The sequence below is a fragment of the Acuticoccus kandeliae genome (assembly GCF_003073115.1).
In genome coordinates, this window is the sequence record NZ_QBBV01000003.1 from 530305 (window position 1) to 547592 (window position 17288).

Consider the following 17288-nt stretch of genomic DNA (forward strand, 5'->3'; position numbering starts at 1 on the left):
CGCAGATGCGACTCAGTCGGCCGGGCAGGTGATGCCGATCTCGGACGGGTCGATCACCGCTTCGCCGCGGGTGACGCGCGAGCACGCCTCGGAGATCACCACGGGCATCGCCTTCTCGCGCGCCGCGTCGCCGAAGGCCGGGTCGAAGGTCGCGCCGCGATTCTTGGCGTAGTCCTTCAGCTCGGGGGCGTTCATCACCGCCTCCTGCCAGACGCGGTCCATCGTGTCGTAGACTTCCTGCGGCGCGCCGGTCGGGATGAAGACGCCGAAATAGTCAGGCGCGACGTGCATGTCGACGGTCGCCGTGATCGCCGGGATCGGGTCGATCCCCTCGATCTCGAGCGGGGCGGCGGCGAGGGCGACCAGCGGACGCAGCTTGCCGGCGCGGATCAGCTCGGCCTGCTCGGATGCGAGCTGCGTCGTCACCATCGCCTCGCCCGAGGCGGCGGCGAGGACGGCCGGGTTGCCGCCGTCATAGGCGATCATGCGCGCGTCGGCCCCGTCGCCGAGCGCCTCCTTGATGGCGGCGAGCGCCATGCCGCCGGAGGAGTTCACGCCCGCCGTCGCGACCGTGACATTCTCGCCCGACTTCATCGCGCTGACGAGGTCCTCGAAGGTCTTGAACTTGGAATCGGCGTTGACGCTGACCACCGGCACGTTGGCGATGTGCAGATAGACGCGATAGTCGTCGATGTCGGTGTTCTCGACGAGGCCGGTGACGGCGTAGGTGGCGTTGTTGGCGATGGCGTTCGCCGTCCAGGTGTAGCCGTCGCGGGGCGCGTCTAGCGCGGCGCGGGTGCCGATCGAGCCCGAGGCGCCGGGCTGGTTCACCACCACGATGGGGGTGCCGAGCGCCTCCTCGATGAGCGGGGCGACGACGCGGGTGACCTGGTCGGTCGAACCGCCAGCGGACCACGGCACGATGATGTTGATCGGCCGGTCCGGCTTCCAGGTGTCGTCAGCGAACGCGGCGGGGGCGAACAGGATCGCGCCGGCGAGCGCCGTAAGGGCAACAGTCTTCATCCTTGGTCTCTCCTTCCCATGGGTTGAAGCGGGGTCCGTCTTGGCGCGGACCTCCGCAGGGTTCCGTTCGGTCAGGCCATGCCGTAGACGGCCATCACCTTGTTCATCCGGGACGCCGCCACGTCGGGGTCGCGCAGGACGCGCGCCTTGTCGGCGAGGCGGAAGAGCTCGGCGAGGTGCAGGGCCGAGCGCGCGCTCTCCTGGCCGCCGACCATGGTGAAGTGGTCCTGCAGGCCGTTGAGATAGGCGAGGAAGACGACGCCGGTCTTGTAGAAGCGGGTCGGCGCCGCGAAGATGTGCCGCGACAGCGGCACGGTCGGGGCGAGGATGTCGAAGAAGCGGTTGTCGGACCCTTCGGCGAGCGCACCGAGGGCGGCCGAGGCCGCGGGGGCGATCGCGTCGAAGATGCCGAGGAGGGCGTCCGAATAGCCTTCCTCGTCGCCGGCGATCAGCTCGGCATAGTTGAAGTCGTCGCCGGTGAACATGCGCACGTTGGCGGGGAGTTGCCGGCGCATCTTCACCTCCTTCTCCTTCGACAGGAGCGAGATCTTGATGCCGTCGATCTTCTCCGCGTGGGCGGAGAGGACGTCGAGGCAGGTCATCATCGCCTCGTAGTGGTCGGCCGAGCCCCAATAGCCTTCGAGCGCCGGGTCGAACATCTCGCCGAGCCAGTGGATGATCACCGGCTCCTTCACCTGGCTGAGGATGCGGTCGTAGACGGTGACGTAGTCGCCGGGCCCCTTTGCCGCCTTCGCGAGCGCGCGGGAGGCCATCAGGATGATGCGACCGCCTTCGCCTTCCACGAAGGAGACCTGCTCCTCATAGGCGCGGATCACGTCGTCGATCGTGACGTCGGGGGCGGGGGCGAGGTGGTCGGTGCCCGCGCCATAGGCGATGCGGACGTGCCCGCGCGCCTTGGCGGCGGCCTGGGCGCGGCGGATCAGCTCCTGCGCCTCGGGCCAGGCGAGGCCCATGCCGCGCTGCGCGGTGTCCATCGCCTCGGCGACGCCGAGCCCGAGGTCCCACAGATATTCGCGGAAGGCGATCGTGCGGTCCCAGTCGATCGCCGGCTCAAGCCAGGGATCGTGCTCCTTGAAGGGGTCGGCGACCACGTGCGCCGCGGCGTAGGCGACGCGGTTGAAGTGGTGGCCGCCGCCGTTCATCAGCGCGGCGAAGTCGAGCGGCTCGCCCGTCACATAGGGTTCGAGCGTGCGGTCTTTGGTCGGAAGGTTCAGCGTTGCCATCGGTCACACCAGGGTGTCTGTGCTCGGGAAGGGCGGCGTGACGCCGCCCGCGCTGATCGCCTGATGGCGACCGTCAGGCCGAGATTTTCGGCACGTCGAGCCAGCGCCGCTCGCGCCAGCTCTGCAGGCCGAGCTTGGCGAGCTGCACGCCCTTAACGCCCTCCATGAGGTCGTACTTCCAGGGCGCGTCCTCGACCACGTGGCGGATGAAATCCTCCCACTGGACGCGGAAGCCGTTCGGGTAGGCCTCGGTGTCCGGCACCTCGGCCCAGGTGTTGAAGAAGTTGATGGTCTGCGGAATGTCGGGGTTCCACACCGGCTTCGGTGTGTTCGCGCGGTGCTGGGTGACGCACTTGGTGAGGCCGGCGACCGCCGATCCCTCCGTCCCGTCGACCTGGAAGGTGACGAGATCGTCGCGCCGCACGCGCACGGCCCAGGACGAGTTGATGTGGGCGATGATGCCGCCTTCGAGCTCGAAGGTCGCGTAGGCGGCGTCGTCCGCGTCGGCCTTGTAGGGCTCGCCGTTCTCGTCCCACCGGGTCGGGATGTGCGTCGCGCCGAGGCAGGAGACGGACTTCACGTCGCCGAACAGATTGTCGAGCACGTAGCGCCAGTGGCACAGCATATCGAGGATGATGCCGCCGCCATCGGCGTCGCGATAGTTCCAGGACGGGCGCTGGGCGGGGATCCAGTCACCCTCGAACACCCAGTAGCCGAACTCGCCGCGCACCGAGAGGATGCGGCCGAAGAAGCCGGCATCGATGAGCCGCTTCAGCTTGCGCAGGCCCGGCAGGAAGAGCTTGTCCTGCACGACGCCGTTCTTGACGCCCTTCTCGCGTGCGAGGCGGGCGACGGCGAGCGCGGTCTCGATGTCGTCCGAGATCGGCTTCTCGCAATAGACGTGCTTGCCGGCGTGGATCGCCTTCTCGAGGAGGCTGCACCGCATCAGCGTGGTGCCGGCGTCGAAGAAGACGGTGTCGTCGCTGTTGGCGAGCGCGGCGTCGAGGTCGGTCGACCAGCGCTCCACGCCATGATCGGCCGCGAGGCGGGCGATCTTGTCGGCGTTGCGGCCGACGAGGATCGGGTCCGGCATGACGCGCGAACCGTCGGAGAGCACGACGCCGCCGTCGGCGCGGATCGCGGCGATCGAGCGGATGAGGTGCTGGTTCATGCCCATGCGTCCCGTGACGCCGTGCATGATGATGCCAAGCCGTTTTGTTTGCGGTGCTGTCTGCGACCCGCCGGCGACGCGCGGTTGCTCGGTCAAAGCCACCCTCCCAGATTGAAGCCGGCCACTCTGTGTTGGCCTAAGTAACCACGCGGTTACTCCAAACAAAGAAAGGCGGGTGTGTCAAGCCGGATTACGGCCGCAGGTAGTCCATGATGACCGTTGCAACGTGCTCGCGGCGGACGTCCAGCGCCTCCGGCGCGGCGAGGTCGCGGCCGAAGATCGTGGAGAGGGTCGGGTTGTTGGAGATGTAGAAGAAGCCGAGCGCCGCGATGGAAATATACAGTTGGATGGGGTCGACATCGGTGCGGAAGGCCCCGGTCTCGGCGCCGCGCTTCAAGAGTTCGGCGAGGGTGCCGACGAGCGGCGAATGCATTTCCCGTATCCGCTCGGAGCGCTTCAGATGGCGCGCCTGGTGCATGTTCTCGGTGTTGAGAAGGCTCAGGAATTCCGGGTTCTTCACGAAGTAGTCGAAGGTGAAGACGACGAGCCGCCGCACCGCCTCGGGCGGTTCCAGATGGGCAAGGCGCAGCTCGTTCTCGGCGGTGCGGATGCGGGCGTAGGTCTCCTCCAAGACCGCGAGGAAGAGCCCCTCCTTGTTGCCGTAATAATGGTAGATCATCCGCTTGTTGATACCCGCGCGGGCAGCGACCTCGTTGACGCTCGCCCCGCCGAAGCCGTGCGCGGTGAACTCGGCCGTCGCAGCGGCGAGGATCGCGGCGCGGGAGCGCTCGGCGTCGCGCACGGCGGGCCGTGCCTTGGGTCTCGCGGGGCGGGCGGGTGCGTGCAAGGTCGGGCCCTTTCAGCATCGTTAGGTTGTCGGGCCGCGCATGCGGGACCGTGCGGCGATCGGGACCGCCTGCGGCACGATGGCGGGGCTCGCACGCGAAGGCAAACCGGCCCATCTTTTGAGCGTACCCCGACGGAGGCAAGGCGCGATGTTCGATCACCCCTCCTTTGATGGACACGAGGAAGTCGTCTTCACCACCGACGCGGCGAGCGGGCTGAAGCTGATCATCGCGATCCACAACACCAATCGCGGCCCGGCGCTCGGCGGCTGCCGCGTCTGGGCCTATGAGAGCGCGGACGCGGCGGTGACGGATGTCCTGCGCCTCTCGCGCGGCATGACCTACAAGGCGGCGATCGCGGACCTGCCGCTCGGCGGCGGCAAGAGCGTGATGCTGCTCCCCGCCCCCGGCGCGAAGACCCCCGCCATGTTCGAGGCGCTCGGCCGTGCCGTCGATTCGCTCGACGGGCGCTATATCGTCGCCGAGGATGTCGGCTCGACGCCGGCGGACATGTCGTGCGTGCGCCGCGGGACCCGGCACGTGACGGGCGTCCTGATGCGCGATGGCGGCGTCGGCGACCCGTCTCCCACCACCGCCTATGGCGGCTTCATCGCGCTGCGGGCGACGGCGAAGGTGGCGCTCGGGCGCGACAGCCTCTCCGGCGTCCACGTCGCGGTCCAGGGGCTCGGCCACGTCGGATACACGATGGCGCGTCAGCTCGCGGAGGCCGGCGCCCGCCTCACCGTCGCCGATCTCGACACCGACGCGACCCACCGCGCGCGTGCCGAGTTCGGCGCCGCGATCGTCGCGCCGGACGAGATCGTCGCCGTAGAGGCCGACATCTTCTCGCCGAATGCGCTGGGGGCGGTGCTGAACGGAACATCGATCCCGCGCCTCAAGGTCGCCGCCGTCGCGGGCTGCGCCAACAACCAGCTCGCGACCGAGGCGGACGGCGCGGCGCTCAAGGCGCGGGGCATCCTCTACGCGCCCGACTATGTCGGCAACGCGGGCGGCCTCATCAAAATGTGCGGCGAATATTTCGGCTGGACGGGGCGCGACGTCACGCGCCGCGTCGAGCGGATCGGCCCGCAGATGGAGGCGATCTTCGCCGAGGCGGCCGCCAGCGACGCGCCGACGAACGTCGTCGCGGACCGTCTCGCGGAGAGCAAGTTTCAGCGGGTCTGAGGCCGGCGGGCGGCCTCAGGCCGGGCGGGTCAGGAGGCCTTCAGCCACTTCGCCATGACGAGGCGCTCTTCCACCTGATAGCCGAGCGCCTCGTAGAAGGCGGCGACGGCCGCGTTCTCGGTGCGGATCATGAGGTTGAGCTTCGGCACGCCCCGTTCGGCGAGCCAGGCCTCGGCCGCGACCATGATCTCGCGCCCATAGCCGTGGCGGCCGAACTCGGGGTCGACCGACACGTAGTAGACGACGCCGCGGTGGCCGTCATGGCCGACCATCACCGAGGCGACGAGCCTGTCGCCGCGGAAGCCGAGAAGCACCGTCGAGACCGGGCTCGCGAGGGCGAAGCGCAGGTCCGCGCGCGGATCGTTCCACGGCCGCGTGAGGCCGCAGCGCTCCCACAGGGTGATCACCGCGCGCACCAGGGTCTCGTCGACCGGTGCGCCCGGCTCCGGGGAGATGGGCGCAATTCTGAGAGCCGTTTCCGGCTGTGAGGGTTCCGTCATCGTCGTTCGTCCCGTCAACCGCCGAAGAGACGGCGGAAGAAGCCTTCGTTGCTTCGCGGCGGGGCAGGGCGGATCCAGTCGCGTCCGTCGCGCGCCGTTGTCTGCGGCGGGCTCTGGACCATCTGCTGGTTGCCCTGCGGCAGCATCCAGGGCTCGTCGACGGGCATCTCACCATCCGTCACGATCGGCTCCGGAATTGCGTCGAGACCTGGAAGGTCCGCGGGGATCATTCCCTCGTGAACCTTGGTCATGAGCTGCTTCCAGAGCTCGGCGGGCAGGTTGCCGCCGGTGACCTTGTTGGTCGGTGAATTGTCGTCGTTGCCGAGCCAGACGCCCGCCGTGAAGAAGGCCGTGTAACCCACAAACCATGCATCGCGCCAGTTCTGGCTGGTGCCGGTCTTTCCGGCGGCCGGCCAGCCGAATTGCGCCCGCTGGCCGGTGCCGGAGGTGAGCACCTGCGACAGCATCGAGTTCATCGCGCCGACATTCTCGAGCGTGACCACTTCCTGCGCGCCGCCGCCATGGCGCTCGTAGAGGAGCTGACCGTCGATGGTCTTGATGCGGCGCACGATGTGCGGCACCACGCCGACCCCGCCGTTCGAGAACGGCACGTAGGCGGTGGTCAGCTCCAGGAGCGTCACCTCGGAGGTGCCGAGTGCGATCGAGGCGTTGGCGTCCATCGGGGAGCGGATACCGAGCCGGTGGGCGACATTCGCGACCGCGCGCGGCCCGACCTCGTTGGTGAGCTGGGCCGCGATCGTGTTCAGCGAGTGGGAGAGGGCGTAAGTCAGCGAGACCGGGCCCTTATAGTTCCGGCTGTAATTCTCCGGCTGCCAGTTGCCGATCTGGGTCGGCTGATCGATCCGCATAGTCTGCGGGTTGAGGCCGTGCTCCAGCGCCGCGAGATAGACGAACGGCTTGAAGGAGGAGCCCGGCTGGCGCGCCGCCGCGACCGCGCGGTTGTACTGGCTGTCGCCATATTGGCGGCCGCCGACGAGGGCCTTCACCGCGCCGCCGCCGTCGAGGACGACGACCGCGCCCTGGCTCACCTTCTTCGCGTCGCCCTCCTTGTTCAGCATGTCCTGGAGGGCGGCCTGGGCGAGGTCCTGGAGCTCGAGGTTGATGGTCGTCTCGACCACGATGTCCTGCTGGATCGAGCCGACGAATTCCGGCAGCACCTCGTTCACCCAGTCGGCGACGTAGCCGCCCGAGGTCGCGACGTCGGGCGCGCGCAGCTCGGCCGGATGCTCGCGGGCGTACTGCTCTTCTTCATCGGTGATGAAGCCGGCCTCGTTCATCGCGTTGAGGACGGTCGCCGCGCGGGCGCGGGCGCGCTGGATGTCGGTCGTCGGCGCGTAATAGGACGGGGCCTTCAGGAGGCCGGCGATCATCGCCGCCTCGGCGAGCGTCAGCTCCTCGGCGCCCTTGCTGAAATAGCGCCGCGCCGCGCCGTCGATGCCGGTCGCGCCGGCGCCGAGATAGACGCGGTTGAGATACATATCGAGGATCTCGTCCTTCGAGTACTGCATCTCGAGCCAGACCGAGAAGATCGCCTCCTGGATCTTGCGCTCCATGGTGCGCGAGGGGTCGAGGAAGAGGTTCTTGGCGAGCTGCTGGGTCAGCGTCGAGCCGCCCTGCTGCAGGCGGCCGGACATGAGGTTCGTCGCCATCGCGCGGGTGAGGCCGATGGGATCGAGACCCGGATGGTAGTAGAAGCGCCGGTCTTCGATCGCGATCACGGCTTGCGGCACGTAGGCCGGCAGATCCTTGATGACGACCGCGCGGCCGCCGGTGTCGCCGCGATTGGCGATGAGATCGCCCCCTTCCGACAGGATCGCGACGTTGGGTGGACGCTCCGGCACCGCCCATTCGGCGCGCGGCGGCAGCGTGGCGGCGAAATAGGCGATGACGCCGCCGACGGCGATGAGGCCGAGGATGGAGAGCGTCAGCGTCATCTTGAAGGCGAAGCGCAGAAGGCTGAAGCGGCGGCGCGGGCGGCGGGCCGCGCGGCGCGGTGCCGCGCTGCGGCTCCCGCTGCCGCCGCTTCTGCTGCCCCCACCGCCACCCTGGCTCGGCGGGCGCTTGCGGGCGGGGGCGCGCTGGGGCGCCTCGCTTTCGGCGCGCGCGGCGGGGCGAGCGGGCTTCTTCGTGGCGGTCTGCGGTGCGGCTTTCGGCGGGGCCTTCGCGCGGGGCTGCTCGGGCGGTGCGCCCTCGGCAGGCGGGCGCGGTCTCGGCGCACGCTTGCGGGGGGCGGCCGCTTCCTCGCGGGGAGGCTCGCTGCGGGGACGGGGGGCGCGCGCGACGGGCTCCTCCTCGCGCGGCGCGGCCGGACGGGCCTGGCGCGGCGCCTTGCGCACGGGAGGTTCTTCGGCCGGCCGGGGCCGGCTGTTGAAAGACGGCTCGCGGCGGGACCGGCCGTCGCGGTCCGGCGTCATGTCCAGCCGTCCGCCATCTCGCTTCGTTGGGGCCAAAACGCACCTCCATGGGCCACTACGCGCCCGGATGCGCATCCGTTAACACGGACAACGCATGAAGTGGACCTTGATCACCGACGGCGGTGTCCGCATGGTCCGGTCCGACAGCAGGAGACCCCTCGATGACCGAACCGCGCGCACCCGGACCGGGTGACACCGTTTTCCTCGTTGACGGCTCCTCGTTCGTATTTCGCGCCTACTTCCAGTCCATGAACCAGGATCGGAAGTACAATTTTCGTGCCGACGGTCTTCCGACCGGCGCAGTGCGACTGTTCTGCAACAAAGTCTATCAATTCATTAAAGACGGGGCCGCGGATGTGCGGCCCACGCATCTCGCGATTATTTTCGACAAGTCGGAGCACTCGTTCCGCAACGAGCTCTACGCCGACTACAAGGCGAATCGCTCCGCCCCGCCCGACGACCTCGTCCCCCAGTTCCCGCTGATGCGCGCCGCGGTGGAGGCGTTCGGCCTCGTGCCGATCGAGAAATCCGGCTTCGAGGCGGACGACATCATCGCCACCTACGCCCGCCAGGCGAGCGCGGCTGGGGCGGATGTCCTCATCGTGTCCGCCGACAAGGACCTGATGCAGCTCATCGACGACCGCGTCTCGATGTACGACCCGGCCTCCGGCGAGGGCCGCCGCGCCGGGCAGGGGCGCATGGGCGTGCGGCCGGAGCGGCGCATCGGCATCGAGGAGGTGGTCGAATATTTCGGCGTGACGCCGGACAAGGTGATCGACGTGCAGGCGCTCGTCGGCGATTCCACCGACAATGTCCCCGGCGTCCCCGGCATCGGCAAGAAGACGGCGGCCCAGCTCATCGCCGAGTTCGGTGATCTCGACACGCTCCTCGCCAACGCCGAATCGATCAAGCAGAACAAGCGGCGCGAGAATCTCATCGAGTTCGCCGACCAGGCGCGCCTCTCGCGCACCCTCGTCACGCTCGACGATCAGGTCGAGGTCGAGGATCCGCTCGACAATCTCGTCCTCCAGCCGATCACGCCCGAGCCGCTCATCGCCTTCTTCAAGGCGCTCGATTTCGGCACCCTGACCCGGCGCGTCGCCGAGGACACGGGCTGCGACCACAGCGCGGTCGAGCCGGACCCCCGCTATCTGCGCATGGCGCCGACGGGCGAGGCCGCGCTCCTCGACGATCCGGCCGTGGAGGCGGAGGACAGCGGCCCGGCGAGCCCCGAGACGCTCGCCGCGAAGATGGAGCACGAGGCGCTCGGCGCGTCCTTCGATCTCGACAAGTACGAGACGATCACGACCCTCGAACGCCTTGAAGAGTGGCTCGGCGCGGCCGCGCAGTCGGGCGTCCTCGGCCTCGCCGTGCGTCTCACCGGCCCCGCCGTGATGCGCGACGACGTCGCCGGCATCGCGATCGCCACGGGACCCGGCCACGCTGCCTACATCCCGCTGTCCCATTCGGCGACCGACCTCATGACCGCGAACACGGTGATGGATCCGGACAAGGTCGCCGCCCTCCTGAAGGGGCCGCTGACGGACCGGGGCATCATCAAGGTCTCGGCGGCCATGAAGCGGGACTATCTGGCGCTGCGCCGCATCGGGCTCGACATCGCGCCGATCGACGACACCGGCCTCCTCTCCTACGCGGCCGATGCCGGGGCGAGCCTTCACGACCTCCCGGGCCTCGCCAAGCGCTTCCTCGGCCACACACCGATCGACGATCGCGACGTGCTCGGCACCGGGCGCAACAAGGTGACGTTCGCCGAGGTGCCGCTGGATTCGGCGACCCGCCACGCGGCGGAGGAGGCGGACATCGCGGTGCGCCTTGCGCCGGTGCTGCGCCAGCGGGCGATCGCGAAGAAGGTGTCGCGCGTCTATCAGACCCTCGAACGGCCGCTCCTGCCGGTGCTCGCGCGCATGGAGGAGGCGGGGATCGTCGTCGACCGGAACGTCCTGTCGCGCATGTCGGGCGATTTCAGCCAGACGCTCGCCCGGATCGAGACGGAGATCTACGAGCTTGCCGGGGAACAGTTCAATATCGGCTCGACCAAGCAGCTCTCCGACATCCTCTTCGGCAAGCTCGGCCTGCCGGGCGGCAAGAAGACGAAGACCGGCGCCTGGTCGACCGGCGCGCAGGTGCTCGAGGATCTCGCGGGCGAGGGGCATCCCCTCCCGGTGAAGCTCCTCGAATGGCGGCAGATCTCCAAGCTGAAGTCGACCTACACCGACGCGCTCCAGGAGGAGATCAACCCCGACACCGGCCGTGTCCACACCACCTTCGCGATGGCCTCGACCACCACGGGCCGCCTCTCATCGACCGACCCGAACCTGCAGAACATCCCGATCCGCACGGAGGAGGGGCGCAAGATCCGCACCGCCTTCGTGGCCGCGCCCGGCACGCGCCTCATCGCCGCCGACTACGGCCAGATCGAATTGCGCGTGCTCGCCCACATCGCCGACATCCCGCAGCTGCGCCAGGCCTTCGCCGACGGGCTCGACATCCACGCGATGACCGCCTCGGAGATGTTCGGCGTGCCGGTGGAGGGGATGGACCCCTCCGTGCGCCGCCGCGCCAAGGCGATCAATTTCGGCATCATCTACGGCATCTCCGCATTCGGCCTCGCGAACCAGCTGTCGATCCCGAACAGCGAGGCGAGCGCCTACATCAAGCGCTATTTCGAGCGCTTCCCCGGCATCCGCGACTACATGGAGGCGACGAAGACCTTCGTGCGCACCCACGGCTACGTGGAGACGCTGTTCGGGCGGCGGGCGCACTATCCCGAGATCGGCACCAACAACCCGTCGCTGCGCGCCTTCTACGAGCGCGCCGCCATCAACGCGCCGATCCAGGGCTCGGCCGCCGACATCATCCGCCGCGCGATGGTGCGGATCGAGCCGGCGCTCGCCGAGGCCGGGCTCTCCACCAGGATGCTCCTCCAGGTCCACGACGAGCTCCTCTTCGAGGCGCCGCAGGAGGAGGCGGAGAAGGCGATCGGCATCATCCGCAATGTGATGCAGGGGGCGGCGGAGCCGGCGGTGAAGCTCGCCGTTCCGCTGGAAGTGGATGCGCGGGCGGGCGGGAGCTGGGCCGAGGCGCACTGACGCCCCGGCCGGCCGGCCTCAGCCGCGGCCGCGCGCGACCTTCACCCGCTGCGCCGCACCCACGACCGCGACGACGAGCGTCGCGAACAGGATGAGGTGCGGCTCCAGCGCCTCCCCGCCGATGACGGCGGCGATGAGGATCGTCAGGAACGGCTGGATGAGCTGGAGCTGGCCGATCTTCGCGATTCCGCCGAGCGACATCGCCCAGTTCCAGAACAGGAAGCCGAGGAACATCGAGAAGACGCCGAGATAGAGGAAGGCGCCCCACACGACGCCCGAGGTCGGGAGCGTCTCCGGCAGCGACAGGAAGGTCGCGACCGTCGTGATCGGCAGCATCAGGATCAGCGCCCAGGAGATGATCGTCCATCCCGGAACGCGGCGCGATAGGCGGCCGGCGAGCGCATAGCCGAGCGCGGCGACCGCCGAGCCGACGAGGAGGAACGCGTCCCCCCACTGGAGCGCCCAGCCCGCGTCCGACAGCGAGAAATAGAGGACGATCGCCCCACCGAGGACGCTCAGCATCCAGAAGGAGCGCCCCGGCCGCTCGCCGCCGACGAGGGCGGCGGCCACCGCCGTTGCGAGCGGCAGGATCGCGAGCACCACGCTCCCGTGGCTCGCCGGCACGTGAACCATCGCAAGGCCGGTGAAGAGTGGAAAGCCGATGATCACGCACGCCGCGATCAGCGCGATGGTCGGCACGTCGCGCCAGGCCGGGATCGGCTGGCGCGTCACGGCGAGGAGGACGATCGACAGGATGCCGCCGACGAAGGCGCGGCCGACCGCGATTAAGGTGGGGCTGAAGCCGTCGAGCGACATGCGCGTCGCGGGCAGCGTCCCGGCGAACATCACCATGCCGATGAGGCCGAGTATGAGGGCCACGAGCGGCTCGGACCGGCCGTAGGAGCCGGCCGGCGCCGGTTGGACCGAATGTATGGACATCGAGGTGCGGGCTATCCGTTCAGGATTTCGAGGACGGGGCCGAGAAGGGCCGGATCACCCACTGCGATGGCTTCGCCCTTGTAGGCGTGCGGGAGCGTCGGTCCGATTCGGTTGCCGGACCAGTCCGTCAGCGCCCCGCCCGCCCGTTCGACGATCGGCACGAAGGGCGCGATGTCGAACGGCTTCAGGTCTCGTTCGATGACGATGTCGATGTGTCCGGCTGCGAGCATGGCGTAAGCATAACAGTCCGTACCAAATCGGACCATCCTGGACGCATCGGCGAGACGCTCGAATTGCGGGCGGGCGGTCCCGAACCCGTAGGGGCTCGTCGTCGCGACGATCGCCTCGGCGACGCTGGCGCAGCGCCGCGTCGCGAGCGGGCGCACCGCGCCGCTCCGGTCGGCGTGGAAGGCGCCCTCCTCGGAGGCGAAGAAGCGGTCACCCACGAAGGGCTGGCTCATCATGCCGGTGTGCGGCCCGCCCTCGGCGTCCGCGATCGCGACGAGGACGCCCCATGTCGGCAGCCCCGTCATGAAGCCGCGAGTCCCGTCGATCGGATCGATGATCCAGGTGCGCCCGGTGGTGCTCGGAAGGTCGTCCTCCTCCTCGCCCAGAATGCCGTCGCCGGGACGCTCCGCGGAGAGGACGGCGCGCATCGCGCTCTCGGCCGCCTTGTCGGCGATAGTGACCGGGTCGAATCCTGCTTTCGCTTTGTTTTCGATCGAAGGCAGCATCCGAAAGTGCGGCAGGATGGCCTCCGCAGCCGCGTCGGCGAGGCGATGAAGCAGGTCGATGTCGTTTTTGGCCATGTGCATAGGAGGCATGTCGAATGAGATACGTCAATTGTTGGGCGTGGCGGTTCGGCAACCCCGGAAAAAAACGCCGCGGAATTCCTTGCGAACGAAACCGGCGTTCGAAAGGGGCGCTCTCGGAATGGCCACATTTGCCGCACCATGAGGCATTTTGGACCGCTGATTGCAGAATCGGCATCTTGACGATTGTGCACCGCGGACGCATTTGTTGCAGCGCGGGACGGCGGTTGTCGTCCTGCTGCCCTCCTTGGGCGTTTCCTCCCTAGACTTCAGGCCGCTCCTCGGAGCGGCCTTTTTTTTATTCGGCCGCCACCGCCCAGGGCGGGTCGAGGTGGATCGCGTTGAACCACGTGATGAGCTGGCCGCAGACGGCGAGGAGTTCGGCGCGCAGCGTGTCGAAGCCGCGGGTGCGCATGTAGCTCGCCTCGTCCATGTAGAGGGCGCGGTTGATCTCGAGCTGGATCGCATGGACCACAGGAGGCCGCCCGTAGGCCTCGGTGATGAAGCCGCCCGCATAGGGGCGGTTGCGCCCCACCACGAACCCACGCTTGCGCAGGAGGCGCGTGAGCTCGTTGCTGAGGTGCGGCGAGCAGCTCGTCCCGAACCGGTCGCCGAGGATGAGGTCGGGCTTGGCGGCGAACTTGTCCTCCACGGCGCGCACGGCGCCGGAGGGCATCGAGTGGCAGTCGACGAGGACGCAGGTCCCGAACCGGGCGACCGTCTCCTCGATCTGCCGCGTCAGCGTCGCGTGATAGGGGCGGTAGAAGGCGGCGAGGCGATGCTCGGCCTCCGCGGCGGGGAGGGGATCGGCGTAGATCTCCTGACGCTCGCCGACGATGCGGGCGATGACGCCGAGGCCGCCGGCGACGCGGGGCGAGTCGATCAGCCCATCGCGCGCGAGCGGGCCGTCGAACATCGTGGGGTCGAGCTCGGCCTCCTCGCGATTGAGGTCGACATAGGCGCGGGGGAAGTTCGCGCGCATCAGCGGCGCGCCGAGATCGACGACGCCGGTGAACAGCTCGTCGACGAACGTGTCCTCCGAGCGCCGCAGGGTCAGGCGGTCGAGCTTTGTGCGATGCAACAGGTCTTTGGGATAGGTCGTGCCGCTGTGGGGGGCGTTGAAGACGAAGGGCGCCGTCCGATGCTCCGGCGCGAGCACGTCGAAGGGCGGCGTGCCCGTGAAGTCCTCAACGATCTTCATCGGCTCCCCTCGGCCAGGGCGGCTGCGGCTGGAGGCATCATAGATAGGGCATCACGCATCAGGGTCTCGTCGATTTTGTTCGATTGGGTAAGAGCTCCGAAAGCCTGCCCCTTGACCGCAGTTTTACAGCCAACCGCCACAATCGTCCTCGTTGATGCGGTAGACAAGGGGCGCGAGGCGAAACCCTCGCGTAAGATGCTGTGCGTATCCTGCTGGCTGAAGACGATGAGGACATGAGACGCTTTCTCGAGCGTGCCCTCGAACGGGCGGGCTACGAGGTGACGTCGGTCTCGGATGGTCAGGCCGCCTATGAGCGGCTCCGCGAGGAACCTTATTCCCTGCTTCTGACCGATATCGTGATGCCGGAGATGAACGGGATCGAGCTGGCGCGCAAGGCGATGCGGCTCGACCCGGACCTTGCGGTCATGTTCATCACCGGCTTCGCGGCCGTCGCGCTCGACGGCGAGAACGGCACGCCGCGGGGCGCGAAGGTGCTCTCGAAGCCCTTCCATCTGCGCGAATTGGTGCGCCAGGTGGGGCGAATGCTGGAATATGCATAAACCGGCTTCGCCCCGCTTGCCGAGCGCGATCGAGGCGGCTATACGGAGCCCTCGCTGACGGACCTTTGGGCGGTTAGCTCAGCGGGAGAGCGCTGCCTTGACACGGCAGAGGTCACAGGTTCAATCCCTGTACCGCCCACCATTCAAATCATCGATCCAGGCGTCAGTTCACTCCACGCACGCTGCAAAATCGTGACCAGTTTCGGCTGATCGCATAGCCGCGCGCGCGTCGCGCGGGCGCAAAAAAAAGCGCCGGTCTCCCGGCGCTTTCTGCGTTGCGGAGCGAGGCCCGCCTACGCCGAGGCGGGGCGGGCGAAGCGGCGCCGGGCGCGTACGGCCAGCGACAGGATCCAGATCCCGAAGAAGAGGGCGGCGAGGCTGCCCGCGATCGGGCGGTCGACGAAGGCGACGAGATTGCCCGACGCCTTGATCATCGAGTTCACGAAGCTCTCCTCCACGATCTTGCCGAGCACCAGGCCGAGCACCATCGGCGCGATCGGGAAGCCGTTCTCCTCCATGAACCAGCCGGCGATGCCGAGCCCGAGGATGATCCAGAGGTCGAACACCGCGTTGTTCACCGCGAACGCGCCGACGATCGAGAACATCAGGATCACAGGGAAGAGGATCCGCTGGTTCACCGACAGGACCGAGCGCGCGGCGCGGATCGCCATCAGCCCGAACGGGATGAGGAGGAGATTCGCCAGGATGAAGACGATGAAGATCGCCGACACGATGTCGCCGCTCTGGGTGAACACCGTCGGCCCCGGCGTCATCCCCTTGAGGAGGAGGACGCCGATGACGATCGCGGTGATCGAGTCGCCCGGAATGCCGAAGACCAGCGCCGGGACATAGGCCCCGCCGAGCGAGGCGTTGTTGGAGGCGCTCGCGTCCACCACGCCCTCGATATAGCCGGTGCCGAACTTCTCCGGTGACTTCGAGAATTGCTTGCTGACCGCGTAGGAGATCCACCCCGCGATGTCGGCCCCCGCGCCCGGCAGGATGCCGAGGAAGGTGCCGATGGCGCTCCCGCGCAGCGCGTTGAAGCGGTACTGCACCATCGTGCGCACGCCCTGCGTCAGCACCGGGCCGGACACCTGCTGCGGCGGCGGCAGGTTCTCGTCGATCGTGGAGGCCTTGCGGAAGAGCTCGGCGATCGCGAAGAGGCCGATGAGCGCCGCGATCAGCGAGACCCCGCCCATGAGGTCGACGATATCGAGCGTGAAGCGCGGCGAGCCGGTCACGACGTCGAGCCCCACGGTGGCGAGGAAGAGGCCGAGAAAGAGCGAGATCAGCCCCTTCAGCGCGCTTGACGTGCTGACGAGGGTCGCGGCCGAGAGGCCGATGAGGGCGAGCCAGAAATATTCGAAGCTCGAGAAGTTGAGCGCGACGGCGGCGAGCTGCGGGGCGAGGAGCATCAGCACCAGCGTGCCGAAGATGCCGCCGAAGACGGCCGCGAGGAGGTTGACGCTCAGCACCTGTGACAGGTGCCCCTTGCGGCCGAGAAGGTAGCTCTCGCTCACATAGGCGGCCGAGGCGGGCGTTCCCGGAATGCGCAGAAGCGCGCCCGGAATGTCGCCGGCGAAGATCGACATCGCCGAGCAGGTGACGATCGCGCCGACCGCCGGGACCGGGTCCATGTAGAAGGTCAGCGGCACGAGGAGCGCCGCCGCCATCGTCGCGGTGAGGCCGGGGACGGAGCCGACGAAGAGGCCGAACGCCGCCGAGGCGAGGATCACCATGAGCGTGAAGGGCTGAAAGACGAGCCCGAGGGCGTCGATATAGTTCACGACAGCCACCTCTCGACGATTCCGTAAGGGAGCGGCACGCGCATGAAGATCACGAAGGTGACATAGAGCATCGCCGTGAGGCCGGATGCGACGAGGATCGACATCCACCACTTCACGCGGAAGACGAGGAGGAGGCCGAGGCTCACGACGAGGCAGGTCGCGATGAAGCCGAGCGACGGGCTCGCGAGCCCGTAGACGAGGATCGCGACCGGGATCGAGATCACCGCGAGGACGTTCTCGGTCTTGCGGATCCAGGGAAAGACCTGTGCGAGCGGGAAGGCCTTGCGTTGCCGGATGCTCTGGCCGGCGAGCGCCAGCCCGCAGATCATGAGGACCACGCCGATCAGGCCCGGATAGAAGGAGGGCCCGATCGCCACCCCGCCGACGGAGGGGAAGGTCTGCGCGTGGATGAAGATGGCGAGACCGAGGCCGGCAATTGCCAGCCCCGACCCCAGATCACTGACGCGCAGCATCGA

General features: G+C 68.3%; 14 protein-coding genes and 1 tRNA gene. 4 read left to right on the forward strand and 11 right to left on the reverse strand.

Annotated features, from left to right (window positions below):
• Positions 1-12: 12 nt before the first annotated feature.
• The 4 genes from DBV35_RS21705 to DBV35_RS21720 form a co-directional block, all read right to left on the reverse strand.
• The gene (locus DBV35_RS21705; RefSeq protein ID WP_108662460.1) at positions 13-1023 is read right to left on the reverse strand and encodes a Bug family tripartite tricarboxylate transporter substrate binding protein; all 1011 of its coding nucleotides are present in this window, start codon (positions 1021-1023) and stop codon (positions 13-15) included.
• Between the two features lie 71 nt (positions 1024-1094).
• On the reverse strand, positions 1095-2267 hold the full coding sequence (locus tag DBV35_RS21710) for a dihydrodipicolinate synthase family protein (protein ID WP_108662461.1): 1173 nt from the start codon (positions 2265-2267) through the stop codon (positions 1095-1097).
• Positions 2268-2340: 73 nt separating this feature from the next.
• A complete protein-coding gene (locus tag DBV35_RS21715; RefSeq protein ID WP_108662462.1) occupies positions 2341-3465 on the reverse strand; it encodes a Gfo/Idh/MocA family protein in 1125 nt (374 codons plus the stop codon).
• 163 nt (positions 3466-3628) lie between these two features.
• The gene (locus DBV35_RS21720) at positions 3629-4240 is read right to left on the reverse strand and encodes a TetR/AcrR family transcriptional regulator (protein ID WP_245944025.1); all 612 of its coding nucleotides are present in this window, start codon (positions 4238-4240) and stop codon (positions 3629-3631) included.
• 193 nt (positions 4241-4433) lie between these two features.
• On the opposite strand from DBV35_RS21720, the gene DBV35_RS21725 reads away from it, so the two are divergent.
• Complete coding sequence (locus DBV35_RS21725; RefSeq protein WP_108662464.1) at positions 4434-5468, forward strand: Leu/Phe/Val dehydrogenase; 1035 nt, start codon at positions 4434-4436, stop codon at positions 5466-5468.
• A 29-nt stretch (positions 5469-5497) separates the two neighbouring features.
• Here the strand turns inward: DBV35_RS21725 and DBV35_RS21730 are convergent, their stop codons facing one another.
• Both DBV35_RS21730 and DBV35_RS21735 read right to left on the reverse strand, forming a co-directional pair.
• Positions 5498-5968 carry a GNAT family acetyltransferase gene (locus DBV35_RS21730; protein WP_108662465.1) on the reverse strand — a complete coding sequence of 157 codons (471 nt, stop codon included), beginning with the start codon at positions 5966-5968 and terminating at the stop codon, positions 5498-5500.
• A 14-nt stretch (positions 5969-5982) separates the two neighbouring features.
• A complete protein-coding gene (locus DBV35_RS21735) occupies positions 5983-8325 on the reverse strand; it encodes a transglycosylase domain-containing protein (protein WP_205648789.1) in 2343 nt (780 codons plus the stop codon).
• A gap of 239 nt (positions 8326-8564) precedes the next feature.
• Here DBV35_RS21735 and polA point away from each other — a divergent pair, with 239 nt between their 5' ends.
• Positions 8565-11513, forward strand: coding sequence for a DNA polymerase I (polA, locus tag DBV35_RS21740; RefSeq protein WP_108662466.1), 2949 nt, complete (start codon positions 8565-8567; stop codon positions 11511-11513).
• A gap of 18 nt (positions 11514-11531) precedes the next feature.
• On the opposite strand, the gene DBV35_RS21745 is transcribed toward polA, so the two are convergent.
• From DBV35_RS21745 to DBV35_RS21755, 3 genes are all read right to left on the reverse strand, one after another.
• The gene (locus DBV35_RS21745; protein WP_170135008.1) at positions 11532-12392 is read right to left on the reverse strand and encodes a DMT family transporter; all 861 of its coding nucleotides are present in this window, start codon (positions 12390-12392) and stop codon (positions 11532-11534) included.
• Between the two features lie 71 nt (positions 12393-12463).
• The gene (locus tag DBV35_RS21750) at positions 12464-13267 is read right to left on the reverse strand and encodes an inositol monophosphatase family protein (protein ID WP_108662468.1); all 804 of its coding nucleotides are present in this window, start codon (positions 13265-13267) and stop codon (positions 12464-12466) included.
• 295 nt (positions 13268-13562) lie between these two features.
• Positions 13563-14465, reverse strand: a complete 903-nt coding sequence (locus DBV35_RS21755) for an N-formylglutamate amidohydrolase (RefSeq protein ID WP_108662469.1) — start codon at positions 14463-14465, stop codon at positions 13563-13565.
• 200 nt (positions 14466-14665) lie between these two features.
• Between DBV35_RS21755 and cpdR the strand changes: the two genes are divergently transcribed.
• Positions 14666-15025, forward strand: coding sequence for a cell cycle two-component system response regulator CpdR (gene cpdR, locus DBV35_RS21760; RefSeq protein WP_108662470.1), 360 nt, complete (start codon positions 14666-14668; stop codon positions 15023-15025).
• 67 nt (positions 15026-15092) lie between these two features.
• Positions 15093-15167 (forward strand) — tRNA-Val (locus tag DBV35_RS21765).
• Between the two features lie 151 nt (positions 15168-15318).
• On the opposite strand, the gene DBV35_RS21770 is transcribed toward DBV35_RS21765, so the two are convergent.
• The gene (locus DBV35_RS21770; RefSeq protein ID WP_245944026.1) at positions 15319-16812 is read right to left on the reverse strand and encodes a tripartite tricarboxylate transporter permease; all 1494 of its coding nucleotides are present in this window, start codon (positions 16810-16812) and stop codon (positions 15319-15321) included.
• On the reverse strand, positions 16809-17285 hold the full coding sequence (locus tag DBV35_RS21775) for a tripartite tricarboxylate transporter TctB family protein (protein ID WP_108662471.1): 477 nt from the start codon (positions 17283-17285) through the stop codon (positions 16809-16811). Before DBV35_RS21775 ends, DBV35_RS21770 begins: the two co-directional genes overlap by 4 nt.
• Between the last annotated feature and the right edge of the window lie 3 nt (positions 17286-17288).

Bases quoted from the DNA above. Each gene is read 5' to 3' on its own strand.
- DBV35_RS21730 (WP_108662465.1), bottom strand. From the start codon at position 5,968: ATGACGGAACCCTCACAGCCGGAAACGGCTCTCAGAATTGCGCCCATC.
- DBV35_RS21725 (WP_108662464.1), top strand. From the start codon at position 4,434: ATGTTCGATCACCCCTCCTTTGATGGACACGAGGAAGTCGTCTTCACC.
- DBV35_RS21710 (WP_108662461.1), bottom strand. From the start codon at position 2,267: ATGGCAACGCTGAACCTTCCGACCAAAGACCGCACGCTCGAACCCTAT.
- DBV35_RS21715 (WP_108662462.1), bottom strand. From the start codon at position 3,465: ATGCACGGCGTCACGGGACGCATGGGCATGAACCAGCACCTCATCCGC.
- DBV35_RS21750 (WP_108662468.1), bottom strand. From the start codon at position 13,267: ATGCACATGGCCAAAAACGACATCGACCTGCTTCATCGCCTCGCCGAC.
- DBV35_RS21705 (WP_108662460.1), bottom strand. From the start codon at position 1,023: ATGAAGACTGTTGCCCTTACGGCGCTCGCCGGCGCGATCCTGTTCGCC.
- DBV35_RS21775 (WP_108662471.1), bottom strand. From the start codon at position 17,285: ATGCTGCGCGTCAGTGATCTGGGGTCGGGGCTGGCAATTGCCGGCCTC.
- DBV35_RS21755 (WP_108662469.1), bottom strand. From the start codon at position 14,465: ATGAAGATCGTTGAGGACTTCACGGGCACGCCGCCCTTCGACGTGCTC.
- polA (WP_108662466.1), top strand. From the start codon at position 8,565: ATGACCGAACCGCGCGCACCCGGACCGGGTGACACCGTTTTCCTCGTT.